Annotated in this window: 17 protein-coding genes; 10 read left to right on the top strand and 7 right to left on the bottom strand. The window is 70.6% G+C overall.

The annotated features are described in order from the left end of the window. Positions 1-2 precede the first annotated feature (2 nt). Complete coding sequence (locus tag ACFY93_RS15965; RefSeq protein ID WP_391358515.1) at positions 3-569, bottom strand: DUF6624 domain-containing protein; 567 nt, start codon at positions 567-569, stop codon at positions 3-5. After that, the gene (locus ACFY93_RS15960; RefSeq protein WP_391358512.1) at positions 566-1,099 is read right to left on the bottom strand and encodes an ATP-binding protein; all 534 of its coding nucleotides are present in this window, start codon (positions 1,097-1,099) and stop codon (positions 566-568) included. The genes ACFY93_RS15965 and ACFY93_RS15960 overlap by 4 nt, the downstream gene beginning before the upstream one ends. 228 nt (positions 1,100-1,327) lie before the next feature. Between ACFY93_RS15960 and ACFY93_RS15955 the strand changes: the two genes are divergently transcribed. The 4 genes from ACFY93_RS15955 (at position 1,328) to ACFY93_RS15940 (ending at position 4,421) form a co-directional block, all read left to right on the top strand. Next, positions 1,328-2,194 (top strand): Scr1 family TA system antitoxin-like transcriptional regulator, encoded by an 867-nt coding sequence (locus ACFY93_RS15955; RefSeq protein ID WP_391358510.1) that lies wholly within the window; start codon positions 1,328-1,330, stop codon positions 2,192-2,194. A 3-nt stretch (positions 2,195-2,197) separates the two neighbouring features. Continuing rightward, positions 2,198-2,443: a DUF397 domain-containing protein gene (locus ACFY93_RS15950; RefSeq protein ID WP_391358508.1), complete on the top strand. Its 246-nt coding sequence runs from the start codon at positions 2,198-2,200 to the stop codon at positions 2,441-2,443. Positions 2,444-2,579: 136 nt separating this feature from the next. After that, the gene (locus ACFY93_RS15945) at positions 2,580-3,389 is read left to right on the top strand and encodes an SAM-dependent methyltransferase (protein WP_391358506.1); all 810 of its coding nucleotides are present in this window, start codon (positions 2,580-2,582) and stop codon (positions 3,387-3,389) included. A 99-nt stretch (positions 3,390-3,488) separates the two neighbouring features. Beyond that, positions 3,489-4,421 (top strand): BlaI/MecI/CopY family transcriptional regulator, encoded by a 933-nt coding sequence (locus ACFY93_RS15940; RefSeq protein WP_391358503.1) that lies wholly within the window; start codon positions 3,489-3,491, stop codon positions 4,419-4,421. Between the two features lie 244 nt (positions 4,422-4,665). Here ACFY93_RS15940 and ACFY93_RS15935 read toward each other — a convergent pair whose 3' ends face one another. Beyond that, positions 4,666-5,034 carry a DUF6479 family protein gene (locus tag ACFY93_RS15935; RefSeq protein WP_391358500.1) on the bottom strand — a complete coding sequence of 123 codons (369 nt, stop codon included), beginning with the start codon at positions 5,032-5,034 and terminating at the stop codon, positions 4,666-4,668. Positions 5,035-5,206: 172 nt separating this feature from the next. Next, the gene (locus tag ACFY93_RS15930) at positions 5,207-5,380 is read right to left on the bottom strand and encodes a CsbD family protein (protein ID WP_391358497.1); all 174 of its coding nucleotides are present in this window, start codon (positions 5,378-5,380) and stop codon (positions 5,207-5,209) included. A gap of 245 nt (positions 5,381-5,625) precedes the next feature. On the opposite strand from ACFY93_RS15930, the gene ACFY93_RS15925 reads away from it, so the two are divergent. Continuing rightward, complete coding sequence (locus ACFY93_RS15925; RefSeq protein ID WP_391358496.1) at positions 5,626-5,796, top strand: hydrophobic protein; 171 nt, start codon at positions 5,626-5,628, stop codon at positions 5,794-5,796. Between the two features lie 244 nt (positions 5,797-6,040). Continuing rightward, entirely contained in the window at positions 6,041-6,316 is a 276-nt protein-coding gene (locus ACFY93_RS15920) for a WhiB family transcriptional regulator (protein ID WP_391358493.1), read from the top strand. Between the two features lie 103 nt (positions 6,317-6,419). Here the strand turns inward: ACFY93_RS15920 and ACFY93_RS15915 are convergent, their stop codons facing one another. Both ACFY93_RS15915 and ACFY93_RS15910 read right to left on the bottom strand, forming a co-directional pair. After that, positions 6,420-6,965: an isochorismatase family protein gene (locus tag ACFY93_RS15915; protein ID WP_391358490.1), complete on the bottom strand. Its 546-nt coding sequence runs from the start codon at positions 6,963-6,965 to the stop codon at positions 6,420-6,422. Positions 6,966-7,052: 87 nt separating this feature from the next. Beyond that, positions 7,053-8,087 (bottom strand): YhjD/YihY/BrkB family envelope integrity protein, encoded by a 1,035-nt coding sequence (locus tag ACFY93_RS15910; RefSeq protein ID WP_391358487.1) that lies wholly within the window; start codon positions 8,085-8,087, stop codon positions 7,053-7,055. Positions 8,088-8,246: 159 nt separating this feature from the next. Here ACFY93_RS15910 and ACFY93_RS15905 point away from each other — a divergent pair, with 159 nt between their 5' ends. Together ACFY93_RS15905 and ACFY93_RS15900 are read left to right on the top strand one after the other, a co-directional pair. Continuing rightward, the gene (locus ACFY93_RS15905) at positions 8,247-8,669 is read left to right on the top strand and encodes an anti-sigma factor antagonist (protein ID WP_391358484.1); all 423 of its coding nucleotides are present in this window, start codon (positions 8,247-8,249) and stop codon (positions 8,667-8,669) included. 205 nt (positions 8,670-8,874) lie between these two features. Further along, a complete protein-coding gene (locus tag ACFY93_RS15900) occupies positions 8,875-9,441 on the top strand; it encodes a ferritin-like domain-containing protein (RefSeq protein WP_391358659.1) in 567 nt (188 codons plus the stop codon). 101 nt (positions 9,442-9,542) lie between these two features. Here ACFY93_RS15900 and ACFY93_RS15895 read toward each other — a convergent pair whose 3' ends face one another. Beyond that, positions 9,543-10,478: an anti-sigma factor RsbA family regulatory protein gene (locus ACFY93_RS15895; RefSeq protein ID WP_391358482.1), complete on the bottom strand. Its 936-nt coding sequence runs from the start codon at positions 10,476-10,478 to the stop codon at positions 9,543-9,545. A 288-nt stretch (positions 10,479-10,766) separates the two neighbouring features. Between ACFY93_RS15895 and ACFY93_RS15890 the strand changes: the two genes are divergently transcribed. Together ACFY93_RS15890 and ACFY93_RS15885 are read left to right on the top strand one after the other, a co-directional pair. Then, positions 10,767-11,663: a SigB/SigF/SigG family RNA polymerase sigma factor gene (locus tag ACFY93_RS15890; protein ID WP_391358479.1), complete on the top strand. Its 897-nt coding sequence runs from the start codon at positions 10,767-10,769 to the stop codon at positions 11,661-11,663. Between the two features lie 351 nt (positions 11,664-12,014). Continuing rightward, positions 12,015-16,292, top strand: a complete 4,278-nt coding sequence (locus ACFY93_RS15885; protein WP_391358478.1) for a HAMP domain-containing protein — start codon at positions 12,015-12,017, stop codon at positions 16,290-16,292. Positions 16,293-16,296 lie beyond the last annotated feature (4 nt).

Below are 16,296 nucleotides of genomic sequence, written 5' to 3'. Positions count from 1 at the left end.
GCTCAGAGCCGGCGCAGGGAGTGCAGCTGTTCGTCGAGGGGGGCCAGACCGACGTCGCGGCGGCGCTCGTCGAGGGTCGACGGGCATCTGACGGGGTACGGGCACAGCGTCACGGGGTCGACGCGGGTCGCGTAGAACTGCGGTTCGCCGAGCTCGACCGCGCAGTGGTCGGCGATGTAGGCGTGGTGCAGGGCCGGGCAGCGCCCGTCCGCCGTGGCCTGGGCGATGAGATCGCGGCACAGGAGCTGGAAGTCCAGGTCGGGGGTGTGGAGCAGGATCATCAGGGCGGCGGTGGCCGCGGGCAGTCCGACCAGTTCGGCGTCCGGCCAGGAGTGGCGGCGGACGACTGCTTCGAGGGCGGCCGCGTTGTCCGCCCTGCACTCGGCGAGCCGGTGCCGGTGGTGCGGGGCGGGATCGGTCCGCTCCTGTCTCATCAGCCGGCGTTCGTCGTCGGCCCTGCGCGTGAGTTCGCGGCCGAGCGCGGCCGCGAGCGCGGGAAGGGGTCTCGTCGCCGCGGTGGGGGGAGGCGGGGCGGTCTTCGCCCGCGTCGTACCGGTGGTCTCGTTCACGGGCTCTCCCGCAGGGTCAGGGTGAACCACACGCGCTTGCCGGTGACGCCGGTGTCGGGCGGCCCGACGCCCCAGTCGTCGGCCAGGGCGGCCACGATGGCCAGTCCGCGGCCCGACTCCTCGGCCGGGTCGGCGGTCCGGGACCGCGGCCGCACGGGCGAGCGGTCGGCGACCGTCACGCGCAGTACCCGCCCGGAGCACTCGACGGTGAGCGTGACGGTGTCGTCGGGACCGGCGCTGCCGTGGCCGACGGCGTTGGCGAAGAGTTCGTCCGTCACGAGGACGGCGCTGTCCAGGCGGTCGGGCGGCATCCGGAGACGGTCCAGGCAGGCGGCGACGTCACGGCGCACGCCCGCGGCACGCGAGGGGTGCGCGGGCACGGTGGCCCGCAGCAAGCGGGGTTCGCCCGGGGTGACTCCGGCGGGCTCCGCGGCCCCCGCCCGCCGGGCCGGCGCCGGGCCGTCCGGCCCGTGGACGCCGTGGGCCGGTAGAGGGGGCGGCAGACGGTGAGGCGCTCCGGAAACCGTCATCGGTTCTCCTTCGCCGTACCGGCCGGGAGACGGATTCCGGTACGGGCGTCCGCAGTTGACTGGTCGTCACCCTCGGTTGTGCGGTAGGTCACTCGATCACTATGGCGTCCGACACACTCAGCCCGCAACCGGCGTTCTGATAATTTCAGAACGCCGTGCATCACTCTGCCCGTGCCGTCGGCCACGTGGCACACTGCTTCTCGTGACGGTCGTCGTGGGAGGTAGCAGGTGAGCGACAACCGCTCCGGCGGCAGCGCACCCACCGTTCTCCGGATGGTTCTCGGCAAGCGGCTCAGGTTCCTGCGGGAGCGGGCCGGAATCTCGTTCGAGGAGGCGGCTCAGGTCATCGACGTGACCCCGCTGACCGTCCGCCGGATCGAGAAGGCCGAGGTGGGGCTGCGCATCCCGTACGTGAAGGAGCTGCTGCGCGCCTACGGGGTCCCGGCGGAGGAGGTCACCGACTTCCTCGGCATGGCCAAGGAGGCCAACAAGCCGGGGTGGTGGTACAAGTACCGCGACGTCCTGCCCGACTGGTTCCGTGCCTACGTGAGCCTGGAGAGCGAGGCGAGCGTCATCCGCCTCTACGAACCCCACTACGTGCCCGGCCTGTTGCAGACGCCCGACTACGTCACCGCACTCATGCGCGTCGGATTTCCCAACGCGTCCGAGGAGGACATCGCCCGCCGCGTCTCGCTGCGCGTCCGGCGCCAGGACCTGTTCGGCAAGCCGGACTCCCCCGCCCTGTGGGCCATTCTGGACGAGACGGTGCTGCGCCGCCCGGTCGGCGGGGCCGAGGTGATGCGGGCCCAGATAGACCGGCTGCACGACGTGCTGGACCTGCCGAAGGTCACCATCCAGATCATGCGTTTCGGCGCCGGTGCGCACCCGGGCGCCTTCGGCCCCTTCCACTACTTCCGCTTCGGATTCTCCGAACTCCCCGACGTCGTCTACACCGAGAGCCTGGCCGGCGCGGTCTACGTGGACCAGCCGGCCGACGTCGTCACCTATCTCGAAGTACTGGACCGGATGTCCGTACAGGCGGAGCCGGTCGCACGGACCAGGACCATCCTGAGCGAACTGCGCAAGGAGTTGTGAGCCATGGAGACCAACGGACCCGTCCACAGCGGGATGTCCGCCACCGGCCTGGGCACCGAGGGCTGGCACAAGCCCTGGAGCGGTACCAACGGCGGGAGCTGCGTCGAGGCGAAGCGGCTGCCCGACGGCAGCGTCGCCCTGCGGCAGTCCACCGACCCGGACGGACCCGCACTCATCTACACCCGCGCCGAGATGATCTCGTTCCTCGATGGCGCCAAGTCCGGCCAGGCCGACTTCCTCGTCGACTGAGCCGGCGGACGCGACCGGGCGCCCTTCGCCCGGCCCCGCCCCCGCGTGACCGGCGACCGTCCCGACTTCCGTACGTCAAACGGGAGTTGACGGTAGCTTGGACGTCGACCGAGTGACGCACGGCAGGAGACTCACCATGACGGACGGCCGGCCCACCCCCGACCAGGAAGCGTTGGCCAAGATCGACACCACGGTGCCGCACTCGGCCCGCATCTGGAACTACTGGATGGGCGGAAAGGACAACTACGAGGTCGACCGGGAGGCCGGTGACGCCTACCGCCAGGTCGCGCCGAACATCGAGACCATGGCCCGCGCCTCCCGCGACTACCTGATCCGCACGGTGACCCTCGTCGCCGGGGAACGGGGCATCCGGCAGTTCCTCGACATCGGCACCGGCCTTCCCACGTACGACAACACGCACCAGGTCGCCCAGCGCGTGGCCCCCGAGTCCCGCATCGTCTACGTCGACAACGACCCTCTGGTGCTCCGGCACGCCCAGGCGCTGCTCACCAGCACCCCCGAAGGGGTGACGGACTACATCGACGCGGACCTGCACGACCCCGAAAAGATTGTCGAAGCGGCGAGCCGCGTCCTGGACTTCGACCGGCCGGTCGCCCTGATGCTGATGGGCATTCTCGGCCACGTCCAGGACTACGAGGAAGCCAAGTCGATCGTCCGCCGTCTGCACGCCGCCCTCCCCTCCGGGAGTTACTTCGTGCACTACGACAGCACCGACACCGACGCCGCGCTCAAGCAGGCCCAGCAGGGATACGACGACACCGGCGCCGTCCCGTACGTCCTGCGCAGTCCCGGGCAGATCAGCGCCTACTACGAGGGCCTGGAGCTGCTGGACCCGGGCATCGTCTCCTGCCCCCTGTGGCGGCCCGCGCCGGGCACCTCCCCGGTGCCCACCGACGTCCACGGAGGCGTCGCCCGCAAACCCTAGGCTCGGTCACCGCCCGGCAGCGGGGGGATCATGACCGGCGAGTAGGGGTAGCATTCGCCGCCAACACCACATCTCGCAGCGGTGAGGAAGGCGGCTGTCATGTCCGAAACTCAGCTGGAGACATCAGGGCTCAAGGCGCAGTACGCCACTCAGGTGACGGCCGACCTCGAGCGCAATGCCAGTGAACAGGAGCGCCTCGGCGCCGAAGTGGCGGCACTGCAGGAGCGGTTGGACGCGCTGCGGCACGACAGGGAACTGCTGCTCAGCATCCGGCAGACGCTGGACGCCGAAGAGGCGCAAGCGGCGGCGGAGTCGGGCGCGGACGACGGAAAGGGCGCCGCCGAGGTGCCGTCGCCCCGGCGGGCCGGTGACGAGGCCGCGGGTGACACCGCACCCGCGGCGAAGCCCGCGCGGAAGAAGTCCGCCGGCGCGAAGCCGAGGACGCGGGCGAAGACGGGCCGGACGGCCGGGGCGAAGAAGGCGGGCACGAAGGCGGCCACGTCGTCCGGGACCAGGACGGGCCGGAAGGCGGGCGCGGCGCCGGCCGCCAGGACGGAGGCGAAGCCCGCCGCGGCGGAACCCGCCGCAGCGAAGAGCCCCGCCACGACGCCCACCGTCGCGAAGACCACCGTCGCGAAGGCCGCTGACACGAAGACCGCTGACACGAAGCCCACCGCCGCTCAGCCCGCCGCCGCGAAGAACGGCCGCAGCGCCGGCGGCAAGTCGAAGAAGGAGGCCGGGACGCGGAACGCCGCTCGGCAGCCGGACGCCGTCGCGGCCGACCGGCCCACGCTCGTGTCCCTGGTCCACGACCATCTCCGCAGCCAGTCCGAGCCCCGCTCCGCCGCCGAGATCGCCACCGCTCTCGACCGCGCCCACCCGGACCGGACCGTCAAGGCCACCGTCGTCCGCACCACGGTCGAGGGGCTGGTCGCCAAGGGACTCGTGGAGCGCGGCAAGCAGGGCAGCTCCGTGTTCTACGTGGCCACTCACGAGAAGGAGGCCCGGACGCCCGCCCCGGCCGACGGCTGATACGGCCGGCGGCCGGTGCGCCGAAGGCACCCGAGCAGGTGAGCAGGCCCCCTCCCGGTGCGGATGGTGGACGGAACCTGCTCACCCCCGGCTCATCCTGTGCTCTTCGGCGGTCCGCCGGCAGGGAGTGCGGCGGAACACTTCGAGGACGCGCGGCACACCCCGTGTGAACCGCTCGCCCCCGTCCCGTTCCGCGCCTTCCGCCGCACCGCCCGCGCCGGGACGCCCGCAGCCGTACGGGCGGTCAGGTCCGGCCCGGGCCACCGCCGCCGAAGGAGCCGCTCGACCCCTCGCTCCAGCGGTGGCGACGCTGGTCCTCGCTCCGCTTGGTGCCGGTGGGGTGCAGGCCGTACGGCATGAGCCGTTCACTCTCCTGCGTCGCGTGCGGCATCTCGTCGGGTTCCCGCACCTCCCGTATCTCGTGCACCGCCCCCTCGGCCGGCAGATGGGGCTGTTCCTCCGGTGACGGCGGGCCCGGCTCCCTGCTCCGTACGGACATCCCGAGACGGACCGCCCAGACGAGCGCGGCGACGATGATGAGCCCGCCGATGAAGGCGAGGGCGACATTGAGTCCCGTGTGTGACGCAGCCAGTTCATAGCTCATGGCGTTCATGTCCTACATATACCCCTTTCAGGGCAATTGCTTCCCTCTGAGCAGCAGGCGTGACGCCTGGTGACGGCCGGGTACGGTCCGCTGCCGCCGACACAAAGACGCGGGGCCCGCCGCACGGAATCACGTGCGGCGGGCCCCGGTACGAGCGTCACGCGTGACGCCGGGTCTTCTCTCAGTGACGGAAGGTGTCCTTCGCCTTCTCCTTCGTCTGGCGCGCGTCACCCTTCGTCTGCTCGGCGCGGCCCTCGGCGGTCATCCGCTCGTTGCCCACCGCACGGCCGGCGGCCTCCTTCAGCTTGCCCTTGGCCTGCTCGGTCTTGGCCTTGGCCTTCTCGTCCCCAGCCACAGCAACTCACTCCAAGCCGTCTCGACAACACGTGCTCACCTCTTCGAATGACCCCTGCGTCCCTCCGTAAACCCGAGCCGCGATCTCCGCGGGCGAACACGGCCACCGCCGGGAGACAGGCCCTCTTTCCCGGGGGCCGGAGAGGGAACACAGGAATGCGTGCGAAAAACCGGGAAAAGCCGTGGAGAACTCGAGGACATACATCAGGAACTCAGGGGAATCCGATGTCCTGGAGGTTGATAACCATGGTTCCCCTGATTCTCGTTCTGCTTCTCGCGCTGATCCTTTTCGGCGCCGGATTCGCACTGAAGGCACTGTGGTGGATAGCCGTGATCGTGCTCGCCGTGTGGCTGCTCGGTTTCCTCATCCGCCCCGCGGCCGGAGGCGGCCGGCGCGGCCGGTGGTACCGCTGGTAGCCGCATCGGCACTGGGTGGGGCCCGACCGGATCCGGTCGGGCCCCACCTCTGTGGTCAGGTCGTGTGCGCCCGCGCGCGGGGGCTCGGCCCGGGCACCTTCCCCTCACGCCGTCCCTCTCATTCCCTCCCCCGTTCCCTCACGACTCGCCTGTTTCGGCGGGGCGTTGATGGTGACCCGCAGACCGAACGGAGAACGGACGAACAGGACACACGGCAGAACGACGTCGATCGCAGGAGGCTCTGATGGATGACTGGCGGGACTCTGCCGCATGCCGCACCGAGGATCCCGAACTGTTCTTCCCCGTCGGCAGCACCGGCCCCTCGCTTCTGCAGATCCAGGAGGCGAAGGCCGTCTGCCGCGGCTGCCCGGTCCAGGAGGAGTGCCTGCGATGGGCGCTGGCCACGGGGCAGACCACGGGGGTGTGGGGCGGTACGAGTGAGAACGAGCGGCGTGCGATCAAGCGCCGCGTGAGCCTGCGGCAGGCCAGGGAGGCGAAGCAGGCCAGGGAAGCCGGCTGAGCCCACGGGCCCTCGGGCCCGGCGGTCCACCGCTCCCCCTGAGCGTCCGGCGCCCCACCTCACCGGAACGAGGTGGGGCGCCGGCGTGTCCGGCGGCCGACGGTCAGAATTCGACGGCGTCCGCGTCGCAGATGACGGCACCCATGTTGCGCCGCATCATCTCCAGTGCCGCCTCCGCGAGGCCGGCGTGGATGTGGGCGACGGCGTCGCGCGGCACCGAGATGCCGAGGTGGCGGATGTGCGCGTCGAGCGCCGAGTACAGCACGCACTGCTCCGTGACCTGCCCGCACAGGACGAGGTGCTGGACGTCCAGTTGGGACAGCAGGTAGTTCAGGGGCGTCTCGAAGAAGATCGAGTGGCGTGCCTTCAGCACGAACAGGGAATCCTCGTCCGGCCGCAGGGGCTCGACGAGGTCCGCGTGCGGGCCCGCGAGCGCCGTGTCGACCACCTCGCCGTGGTGCGACCTCCACACGCCGAAGTTGTCGTTGACGTAGATGACGGGGACGTCGCTCCGCCTCGCGCGTTCGATCAGCCGGGCGATCACCGGGACCGTGCCGGTCACCGCGGGCAGCAGGAGCTCGGCGTCCTCGTGCTCGTAGGTGTTGATCATGTCGATCACGACGACCGCGCTGTTCTTCGGACGTGCCATGGTTCGATTCCTGTCACCGTGTCGCTCCCCCCGCCGAGCCGGGCCTCACCGGTCCGGCCGCGCCCCGCGCCGCCGGACCGGGCCCGGTCAGCCGCTGTCGGGGTGCTCGCCCTCCTCCCGCTCCTCCTCGTCCCAGGCCCGGGTGTCGCGGGGTTCGACGTAGGGCTCCTCGTCGGCGGGGAGTCCGCCCCGGATGGCGCGCTCCCGGGCCATTTCCGCGTCGAATTCCAGGCCGAGCAGAATGGCGAGATTACTGAGATACAGCCACACCAGGAAGATGATGACGCCCGCGACGGTTCCGTACGTCTTGTTGTACGACCCGAAGTTCGCCACGTAGAAGGCGAAGCCGACGGAGGCGACCATCCAGATCACCAGGGCGAGGAAACTGCCCGGCGAGATCCAGCGCAGCCCCCGGCCCTTGGCATTCGGCGTGGCCCAGTACAGCAGGGCGATCATCGCGGTCACGAGAATCACGAGGACCGGCCATTTCGCGAACGACCACACCGTGACGACGCTGTCGCCGATGCCGAGGATCCTTCCGGTCTGCCGGGCCAGGCCGCCGGTGAACACGACGATGAGCGCGCTGGCGACCGCGAGCAGCATCAGCAGGACCGTCACGCCCAGCCGGACGGGCAGCACCTTCCAGACGGGCCGCCCCTCCTCGATGTCGTAGACGGCGTTGGCGGCGCGGATGAACGCGGCGACGTAGCCGGAGGCCGACCACACCGCGGCCAGCAGTCCGACCACCGCCAGGAAGGAGCCGGTTCCGCCGTTTCCCTGCAGCTGCCGCACCGCGTCCGTCACCACGTCGCGGGCGGGGCCCGGGGTGAGCTGCTTCAGATTGTCCAGGACCTTCGTCGTCGTGGACGCGCCGGCGACACCGAGGAGGGAGACCAGGACCAGGAGCGCGGGGAAGAGCGACAGCACCCCGTAGTAGGTGAGCGCGGCCGCCCGGTCGGTGAGCTCGTCGTCCTTGAACTCCTTGAGCGTCCGGCGCAAAATCGCGGACCAGGACTTCTTGGGCAGCTCCGTCGGTGTGTCCGGGGCCTCCTCCTCCACCTCGGGAGCCGGCCCGGCGCCGTCCGTGCCCTGTGTCCGCCCGTCGTTCGGTAGCCGTTTCATGGGTACCGAGTAACCGCAAACGGCCCGGTCCACCGCTTTCTCACCCGATTCGCCGACGGGGGCCGACGTGACGTCCGTCGCGTCGTGGATCGACCGTGCATCGACGCCCGACACCGGGGTAACCGGCCTGCCACCAGTGGTTTTTTATGGGAGGTTCTTGTGTCCGGAGTCCAGAATCCGTTGTCCGTCGAGGTGACCCTGCCCCGGGACGACGTCGCGCTCATCACCGTCGAGGGCTACCTGGACATCGATACAGCGACCGAACTGCAGCACCACCTGGCGAACCAGCTGCACCACGGGCGCCGACGGTTCCTTCTGGACCTGTCGGCCGTGCCTTTCATGGACTCGTCCGGTATGAACATCGTCCTGCGCGGCTATCAGGAGACCCGGCGGACGGCCGGGAGCCTGCATGTCGTCGCTCCGACTCCCGCGGTGCGGCGGGTCCTGGACCTGACCGGTGTGAGCCTCACGGTGCCGACGTCGGAGACCGTCGAGGAGGCGCTCGCCCTGGTGGACACGTTGCAGGAGGAGCAGGAGCGGGAGCGGCAGCAGGAGGAGCAGGGCGTCCGCGGCGATGCGTGAGACGCGCCCCGTCACTCGGGCCGTCCGGCCGTTTCCTCGGCCGGCGGGGGCGTTCCCACCCCCCCGTTCCCACCCCGCGTCTCCGCATCGTCCGCGGAAAGCGGGGCACCTGAGGGCCTGGAGGCCGGCGGCGGCCGCGGTGTGTTCTCCCCCGGCACGCCGGACCTCTTCGCTTTATGAATCCGAAGCACGAAGGAGAGAGATGATGTCGTCTTCCGCCCGCCCGAAGTACACCGTTCCCGGCCTGAGCACGCAGGACGGCGGCAGGGTGATCGATCTGCTCCGGATGCGCCTGCACGCTCTCAACGACCTTTCGCTGACGCTGAAGCACATTCACTGGAACGTGGTCGGCCCGCATTTCATCGCCGTGCACGAGATGCTCGACCCGCAGGTGGACCGCGTACGGGACATGGCGGACGACGCCGCCGAGCGGATCTCCGCCCTGGGCGGGGTGCCGGAGGGGACCCCGGGCGCCCTGGTCGCCCAGCGGACCTGGGACGACTACAGCGTCGGCCGGGCCGACGCCATCGCCCACCTCGGCGCTCTCGACCTCGTCTACACCGGGATCATCGAGGAGCACCGTGCGGCGGTAGCCGAGGTCGGCAAGGTCGACCCGGTGACGGAGGACCTTCTCATCGAGCATCTGCGCTCGCTGGAGCAGTTCCAGTGGTTCGTCCGCGCGCACCTGGAGAGCTCCGGTGGCACGCTCGCCACGGCGCACGCGCACACCGAGCGCCAGGCGGCCGAGTCCGCGGGGGACGGCGGCGAGTAGTCGGTCGCCGTCGTCACGCACGGGCGGGGCCCGGACTCCCACGGAGTCCGGGCCCCGCCCGTGCGCGCGCGTGCCCGCTCCCGCCGCGGCTTTCCGGCGGGTCAGTCGCGGTCCAGATAGCAGCGGATCGTCGTGCCGCCCTCGCCGGTGTGGACGCGGACGAGGTCCGAGACGTGGTGGACGAGGAGGAGGCCGCGGCCTCCGATCTGTTCGGGGCGCGCGGGGCGGCGTCCGGCCAGCGGGTCGGTCAGGTGCCCCTCGTCCCGCACCTCGCACACGATCTGCTCGCTCTCCGCCCAGACCCGCAGCGTCCCGGAGCCCCCCGCGTGCACCACGCTGTTGGTCGTCAGCTCCGCGACGACGAGTCCGAGGTCCTGCAGCCGTACTCCCGACATGCCCAGAGCCCGGGACTCGCGGAGGGCGAAGTCGCGGACGGTCGGCAGGCTCTCGGCCCCGAAGCGGGCCGTCGCCGCCCCGGGCGGGTGCCGCAGCGGTGCGTTGCAGCGGGCCAGCACGCGGTCGGGGTCGTAGGCCGCGCTGGCCCGGGGGCCCTGCCCGTCGACGACGACGGGGTGGGTGGCGTGGGCGTCGGTGATGGCGTTCGGGGGCAGCGAGGCCGCGTCGTAGGGGCAGAGGATCGTCAGGTCCCGGCCGCGGAACGCGGTGTTGATCAGCGCCTCGTGCTGGACGCAGGCCGGATACTCCGTCGCGGTGCGGCCGGGCCACACCGGCTCGCCGACGATCCGCACATGGCGGTCGGTCCGGCGGTCGGCGAAGGCGCGCAGCACCGAGGAGATGATGCGGCCGGGGTTGCGGCCGGCCCGCGTCATGTCGACGAAGTGGACTTCGGCGGCGTCCGTGCCGAGCGCCGCCCGGATCAGTTCCAGGCGTGCGGGGGGTGCGGCCACCGCCACCGGCTCCGCCGCGGCCATGCCGTCCCGCAGGAAACACACGGTCCCCTCCAGGTACTCCCGGTCGCCGCGGTAGAACAGAGCCGGATGGACGAAGGGCTCGCCCGGGGGTGCCGTACCGGTCATGCCGCCCCCTCGTGCGTCGGTGCGGACGGATCGCTTCCAGCGGGATTCCCGGTACCCCGGCGTCTCCCGGCCGGGCGCGGCCGCGACGCCCCGCCGCCCCCGTGCGCCCTGTCCACCCGTCTCATCTCGCGGCCCAGGGTACCGGTACCGATCGCGTGTTCGACGGCGCCGCCGCGGCCCCCGGTGGAGTGGCGTCGCGAAATTTTTTCTGGATCGGGAGGAGTGAGCGGTTCGAGCCGGGGCATGCGGGCTTTGTCAGCACGACTTTCGACGATTGGGGTGGGCGGCATGACGACCGTGACGTCAGCGCGGGCAACGGCCAAGGCGCACGAGACCGTCGCGGCGGCGGAGGCGACGACCGGCTGGACCGAGCTTCCGGAGATCGGGGACCCGTCGAAGGTGAAGCCGAGGGACGCCCGGGACCTCTCCCGGCAGTTCTTCGACCGCCTGGGAAGCCTCGAAGAGGGCACCCACGAGTACCAGTACGTCCGCAACACCCTGATCGAGATGAACCTCTCACTCGTCCGTTACGCCGCCGCGCGCTTCCGCAGCCGCAGCAACAGCGAGATGGAGGACATCGTCCAGGTCGGCACGATCGGTCTGATCAAGGCCATCGACCGGTTCGAGCTCACCCGCGAGGTGGAGTTCACCTCGTTCGCCGTCCCCTACATCGTCGGCGAGATCAAGCGCTTCTTCCGCGACACCAGCTGGGCGGTCCACGTTCCGCGGCGTCTGCAGGAGGCCCGCGTCGAGCTGGCCAAGGCCACCGAGGAGCTGCGCACCCGTCTGGGCCGCACGCCCACGACGCGTGAGCTCTCGGAGCTCATGTCGCTCTCCGAGGAAGAGGTCATCGAGGCCCGCAAGGCCTCCAACGCCTACACCTCCTCGTCCCTCGACGCCGCCCTCACCGGCAACCCCGACTCCGACGGCGAGTCGGCCCTCGCGGACTTCATCGGCGAGGACGACACCGCTCTCGAACTGGTCGACGACTTCCACTCGCTCGCACCCCTCATCGCCCAGCTCGACGACCGCGAGCGGCTGATCATCCATCTCCGCTTCGTCGAGGAGCGCACCCAGGCCCAGATCGGCGAGGAGCTCGGCGTCTCCCAGATGCACGTCTCCCGCCTGATCAGCCGGATCATCAAGCGTCTGCGTACCGGTCTTCTCGATCCGGCCGTCGCCTGACGCTCCCCTCGCCCGCACACCGCGCGCCCCACCGCCCTGTCACCGGCTCACCGGCCGGCGACAGGGCGGTTCGCTTTGCCCGCCGGGCCTGTCCGCGACCAGGCGAAACCCTGCTGAGTATCCAGCTTCGGCGCGGTCATGCCTGTTCTCCGCGACTTTTTTCGCCTCACCCGTGATTCGGCCGACGGCTTTGTCGGCCGCCGCGATTCTGGGTTAGCCTTCGACGTATTTTTCTCATCGGGCAGATCCTGATCTGCGGGAACGCCGCGAACGCCGGGGGGATCGTTCGCATGTCCGGCGGGGTTCCGAGTCCCTTTCCCGGGACTCGTGGGGAGCGGAACGAGGGTTGGCATGACCACGACCAAGAAAGCGCCTTCCGGGGCCACGCCGGGCGAGCAGGAGCTGCGGCAGCTGCTGGCCGGACTGACCGCCGTTCGGGACGGCGACTTCGGCACACGACTGCCCGACGAGGCCGGTGGCCTCCTCGGCGACATCGCCACCGTGTTCAACGGCATGGTCGACCAGCTGTCGGTCTTCACCTCCGAGGTCACGCGCGTGGCGCGCGAGGTGGGCACGGAGGGGACCCTCGGCGGGCAGGCGGAGGTCCCCGGGGTCTCCGGCACCTGGGCCGATCTGACCGACTCCGTCAACGCCATGGCGGGCAACCTCACCACGCAGGTCCGCGACATCGCCCAGGTCGCCACGGCCGTGGCGAAGGGCGACCTCTCCCAGAAGATCGACGTACCGGCGCGCGGCGAGATCCTGCAGCTCAAGGAGACCGTCAACACGATGGTCGACCAGCTGTCCGCCTTCGCCGACGAGGTCACCCGCGTCGCCCGCGAGGTCGGCAGCGAGGGCCGCCTCGGCGGCCAGGCCCAGGTGCCCGGCGTCGGCGGCGTGTGGCGCGATCTGACGGACTCGGTCAACCTGATGGCCGGCAATCTCACCGCCCAGGTCCGCAACGTGGCGCAGGTCACCACGGCGGTGGCCCGCGGCGACCTCTCCCAAAAGATCACCGTGGACGCCCGCGGCGAGATCCTGGAACTCAAGAACACGATCAACACGATGGTCGACCAGCTGTCCGCCTTCGCCGACGAGGTCACCCGCGTCGCCCGCGAGGTCGGCACCGACGGGCGGCTCGGCGGCCAGGCGGACGTCAAGGGTGTCAAGGGCACCTGGCGCGACCTCACGGACTCCGTCAACTTCATGGCGGGCAACCTCACCGCCCAGGTCCGCTCCATCGCCCAGGTGGCCACAGCGGTGGCGAAGGGCGACCTCTCCCAGAAGATCACCGTGGACGCCCGCGGCGAGATCCTGGAGCTCAAGGAGACCATCAACACGATGGTCGAGCAGCTGTCCGCCTTCGCCGACGAGGTCACCCGCGTCGCCCGCGAGGTGGGCACGGCGGGCAACCTGGGCGGCCAGGCCACCGTGCGCGGGGTCTCGGGCACCTGGAAGGACCTCACCGACAACGTCAACGTCATGGCGTCGAACCTGACCGGGCAGGTCCGCTCGATCGCACAGGTGGCGACGGCCGTGGCGCGCGGTGACCTGTCCCAGAAGATCACGGTCGAGGCCGAGGGCGAGGTCGCCGCCCTCGCCGATGTCATCAACACGATGGTCGACACCCTCTCCGCGTTCGCCGACGAGGTCACCCGTGTGGCCCGCGAGGTCGGCACCGAGGGGCGCCTCGGCGGACAGGCGCACGTGCCGGGCGTGGCGGGCACCTGGAAGGACCTCACCGACAACGTCAACTCGATGGCCAACAACCTCACCGGCCAGGTGCGCAACATCGCCCTGGTCACGACGGCCGTGGCCAAGGGCGACCTGTCGAAGAAGATCGACGTGGACGCGCGCGGGGAGATCCTGGAGCTCAAGACGACCATCAACACGATGGTCGACCAGCTCTCCGCCTTCGCCGCCGAGGTCACCCGCGTCGCCCGCGAGGTCGGCAGCGAGGGCCGCCTCGGCGGACAGGCCGAGGTCGAGGGCGTCTCCGGCACGTGGAAGCGCCTCACGGAGAACGTGAACGAGCTCGCCGGCAACCTGACCCGCCAGGTGCGGGCCATCGCCGAGGTGGCGAGCGCCGTGGCCGAGGGCGACCTGACGCGCTCGATCACCGTGGAGGCCTCCGGCGAGGTCTCCGAGCTCAAGGACAACATCAACTCCATGGTCGAGTCCCTGCGCGAGACGACGCGGGCCAACCAGGAGCAGGACTGGCTGAAGACCAACCTGGCCCGGGTCTCGGGGCTGATGCAGGGCTACCGCGACCTGGACATCGTGGCCGAGCTGATCATGGACGAGCTGGCTCCGCTGGTCGGCGCGCAGTACGGCGCGTTCTACCTGGCGGAGGACACGGCGAGCGGGACCGTCCTCAGGCTCGTCGGCTCCTACGGGTACCCGGACGACACCGGCCGGCCCGCCCGTATCCCGATGGGCCGCTCGCTCGTCGGGCAGGTCGCGCGCAGCCGCCGCGCCATCACGGTCGACGAGCTGCCGCCGGGCTACGTGACCATCTCCTCGGGGCTGGGCAGCGTGGTCCCCGCGACCCTGGTCGTCCTCCCCATCGTGGTCGAGGAGCAGGTGCTCGGTGTCATCGAGCTGGCCTCGGTCACCCGCTTCACCCACGCCCACCAGGCGTTCCTCGAGCAGCTGATGGAGACCATCGGGGTCAACGTCAGCACCATCGTGGCCAATGCCCGCACCGACGAGCTGCTCGGCGAGTCGCAGCGTCTGACCGCCGAACTCCAGGCCCGCTCCGAGGAGCTGCAGGTCCAGCAGGACGAACTCCAGCGTTCCAACGCGGAGCTGGAGGACAAGGCGTCGCTGCTGGCCACGCAGAACCGCGACATCGAGGCGAAGAACCTGCAGATCGAGCAGGCCCGGCAGGAACTGGAGGCCCGCGCCCAGCAGTTGTCGCTGGCCTCGAAGTACAAGTCGGAGTTCCTGGCCAACATGAGCCACGAACTGCGGACCCCGCTCAACAGCCTGCTCATCCTCGCCCAGCTGCTCGCGCAGAACCCCTCGCGCAACCTGACGCCGAAGCAGGTCGAGTACGCGGGCATCATCCACTCGGCGGGCTCGGACCTGCTGCAGCTGATCAACGACATCCTCGACCTGTCGAAGGTCGAGGCGGGCAAGATGGACGTGTCCCCGGAGCGGGTGCCGCTGCGCCGGCTGCTGGAGTACGTCGAGGCGACGTTCCGGCCCATGACGTCGCAGAAGAGCCTCGACTTCACCGTCAGTACGGCCCCGGGGGCGCCCGCCGACCTGCTCACCGACGACTCCCGGCTGCGGCAGGTGCTGCGCAACCTGCTGTCGAACGCGGTGAAGTTCACCGAGCGCGGCAGTGTCGAGCTGCGCATCGAACCGGCGGCCGACGCGGAGGTGCCCGAGGGCGTACTGCGCGGCGGCACCGTCGTCGCGTTCCGTGTGAAGGACTCCGGCATCGGCATCCCGGAACAGCAGCTGGAGACGATCTTCGGGGCGTTCCAGCAGGCCGACGGCACCACGAGCCGCAAGTACGGAGGCACGGGGCTCGGTCTGTCGATCACCCGGGAGATCGCCCATCTGCTGGGCGGCGCGGTCACCGTGGACAGCACACCCGAGCAGGGCAGCACGTTCACGCTCTTCCTTCCGGTGGCCCGCGCCGACTTCGAGGAACTGCTCAGCAGCGGCCGTCCGCTGGAGAGCGCCCCGCACAAGCAGGCCGCCGAACTGGTCGCGGTCCAGCACCCGGAGCCCGTCCCGGCGGGCGGGTCCCAGCAGCGCCGGCGCCGGCTGCTGGTGGTCGAGGAGCGTCCGCGCGGCCTGCTGACCCTGGTCGCCGAGAGCGCGGTGGCCGACGTCGCGCGCGGGCGGGACGAGGGCGACCCCCGGCAGGCCGTGGACGTCATCACGGTCGTCGGGGCGCAGGAGGCGGCGAGTGCGCTGGCCGCCGACCCCTCGCACTGCGTGGTGCTCGAACTCGGTATGCCCGACGGGCAGGCGGCCCGTTTCCTGGAGGCCGTGGAGGGTGATTCGGCGCTGGCGACCGTGCCCGTGCTCGTCCACAACGGCAACCGCGCCGATCTGGCGCAGGAGCAGGCGCTGCAGTCCCGGTCGGGCGTCAGGTCGCTGGAATTTCTGTCGAGCCTGGACGAGCTGCGCGAGCGCATCGTGCTGCACCTGTCGGCGGAGGAGCCGGGCGACGTGCTTCCGCTGGTCCGGGCCGACGAGCCGCTGGGGCAGACGCCACCGGTCGTCGACGACGCCTTCCGCGGCCGCACGGTGCTCGTGGTCGACGACGACGCCCGCAACCTCTTCGCGCTCAGCGGGATCCTGGAGCTGCACGGCTTCCACGTCCTGCACGCGGAGAACGGCAGGAAGGGCATCGAGACGCTGATCGCCCGGCCGGAGATCGCGCTGATCCTGATGGACGTGATGATGCCGGAGATGGACGGGTACACGGCCACGGCCGAGATCCGCAAGATGCCCCAGTACGCACAGCTGCCCATCATCGCGGTCACCGCGAAGGCGATGCCGGGCGACCGGGAGAAGAGTCTGGTGTCGGGAGCCAGCGACTACGTGACGAAGCCGGTCGACACGGACGATCTGATCGCCTGTGTCCGCCGCTGGCTGGGCGCGTGAGGAC

The organism is Streptomyces sp. NPDC008313 (genome assembly GCF_042956125.1).
Lineage (GTDB): Bacteria > Actinomycetota > Actinomycetes > Streptomycetales > Streptomycetaceae > Streptomyces.
The sequence above is the reverse complement of the archived record's forward strand: the minus strand, read 5'-3'. Positions and strand labels throughout refer to the sequence as shown.

Excerpts from the sequence above, each read along its gene's own strand:
- ACFY93_RS15950 (WP_391358508.1), top strand. The coding sequence starts at position 2,198 with ATGGAGACCAACGGACCCGTCCACAGCGGGATGTCCGCCACCGGCCTG.
- ACFY93_RS15940 (WP_391358503.1), top strand. The coding sequence starts at position 3,489 with ATGTCCGAAACTCAGCTGGAGACATCAGGGCTCAAGGCGCAGTACGCC.
- ACFY93_RS15945 (WP_391358506.1), top strand. The coding sequence starts at position 2,580 with ATGACGGACGGCCGGCCCACCCCCGACCAGGAAGCGTTGGCCAAGATC.
- ACFY93_RS15885 (WP_391358478.1), top strand. The coding sequence starts at position 12,015 with ATGACCACGACCAAGAAAGCGCCTTCCGGGGCCACGCCGGGCGAGCAG.
- ACFY93_RS15910 (WP_391358487.1), bottom strand. The coding sequence starts at position 8,087 with ATGAAACGGCTACCGAACGACGGGCGGACACAGGGCACGGACGGCGCC.
- ACFY93_RS15890 (WP_391358479.1), top strand. The coding sequence starts at position 10,767 with ATGACGACCGTGACGTCAGCGCGGGCAACGGCCAAGGCGCACGAGACC.
- ACFY93_RS15915 (WP_391358490.1), bottom strand. The coding sequence starts at position 6,965 with ATGGCACGTCCGAAGAACAGCGCGGTCGTCGTGATCGACATGATCAAC.
- ACFY93_RS15920 (WP_391358493.1), top strand. The coding sequence starts at position 6,041 with ATGGATGACTGGCGGGACTCTGCCGCATGCCGCACCGAGGATCCCGAA.
- ACFY93_RS15960 (WP_391358512.1), bottom strand. The coding sequence starts at position 1,099 with ATGACGGTTTCCGGAGCGCCTCACCGTCTGCCGCCCCCTCTACCGGCC.
- ACFY93_RS15900 (WP_391358659.1), top strand. The coding sequence starts at position 8,875 with ATGTCGTCTTCCGCCCGCCCGAAGTACACCGTTCCCGGCCTGAGCACG.
- ACFY93_RS15895 (WP_391358482.1), bottom strand. The coding sequence starts at position 10,478 with ATGACCGGTACGGCACCCCCGGGCGAGCCCTTCGTCCATCCGGCTCTG.
- ACFY93_RS15935 (WP_391358500.1), bottom strand. The coding sequence starts at position 5,034 with ATGAACGCCATGAGCTATGAACTGGCTGCGTCACACACGGGACTCAAT.
- ACFY93_RS15925 (WP_391358496.1), top strand. The coding sequence starts at position 5,626 with ATGGTTCCCCTGATTCTCGTTCTGCTTCTCGCGCTGATCCTTTTCGGC.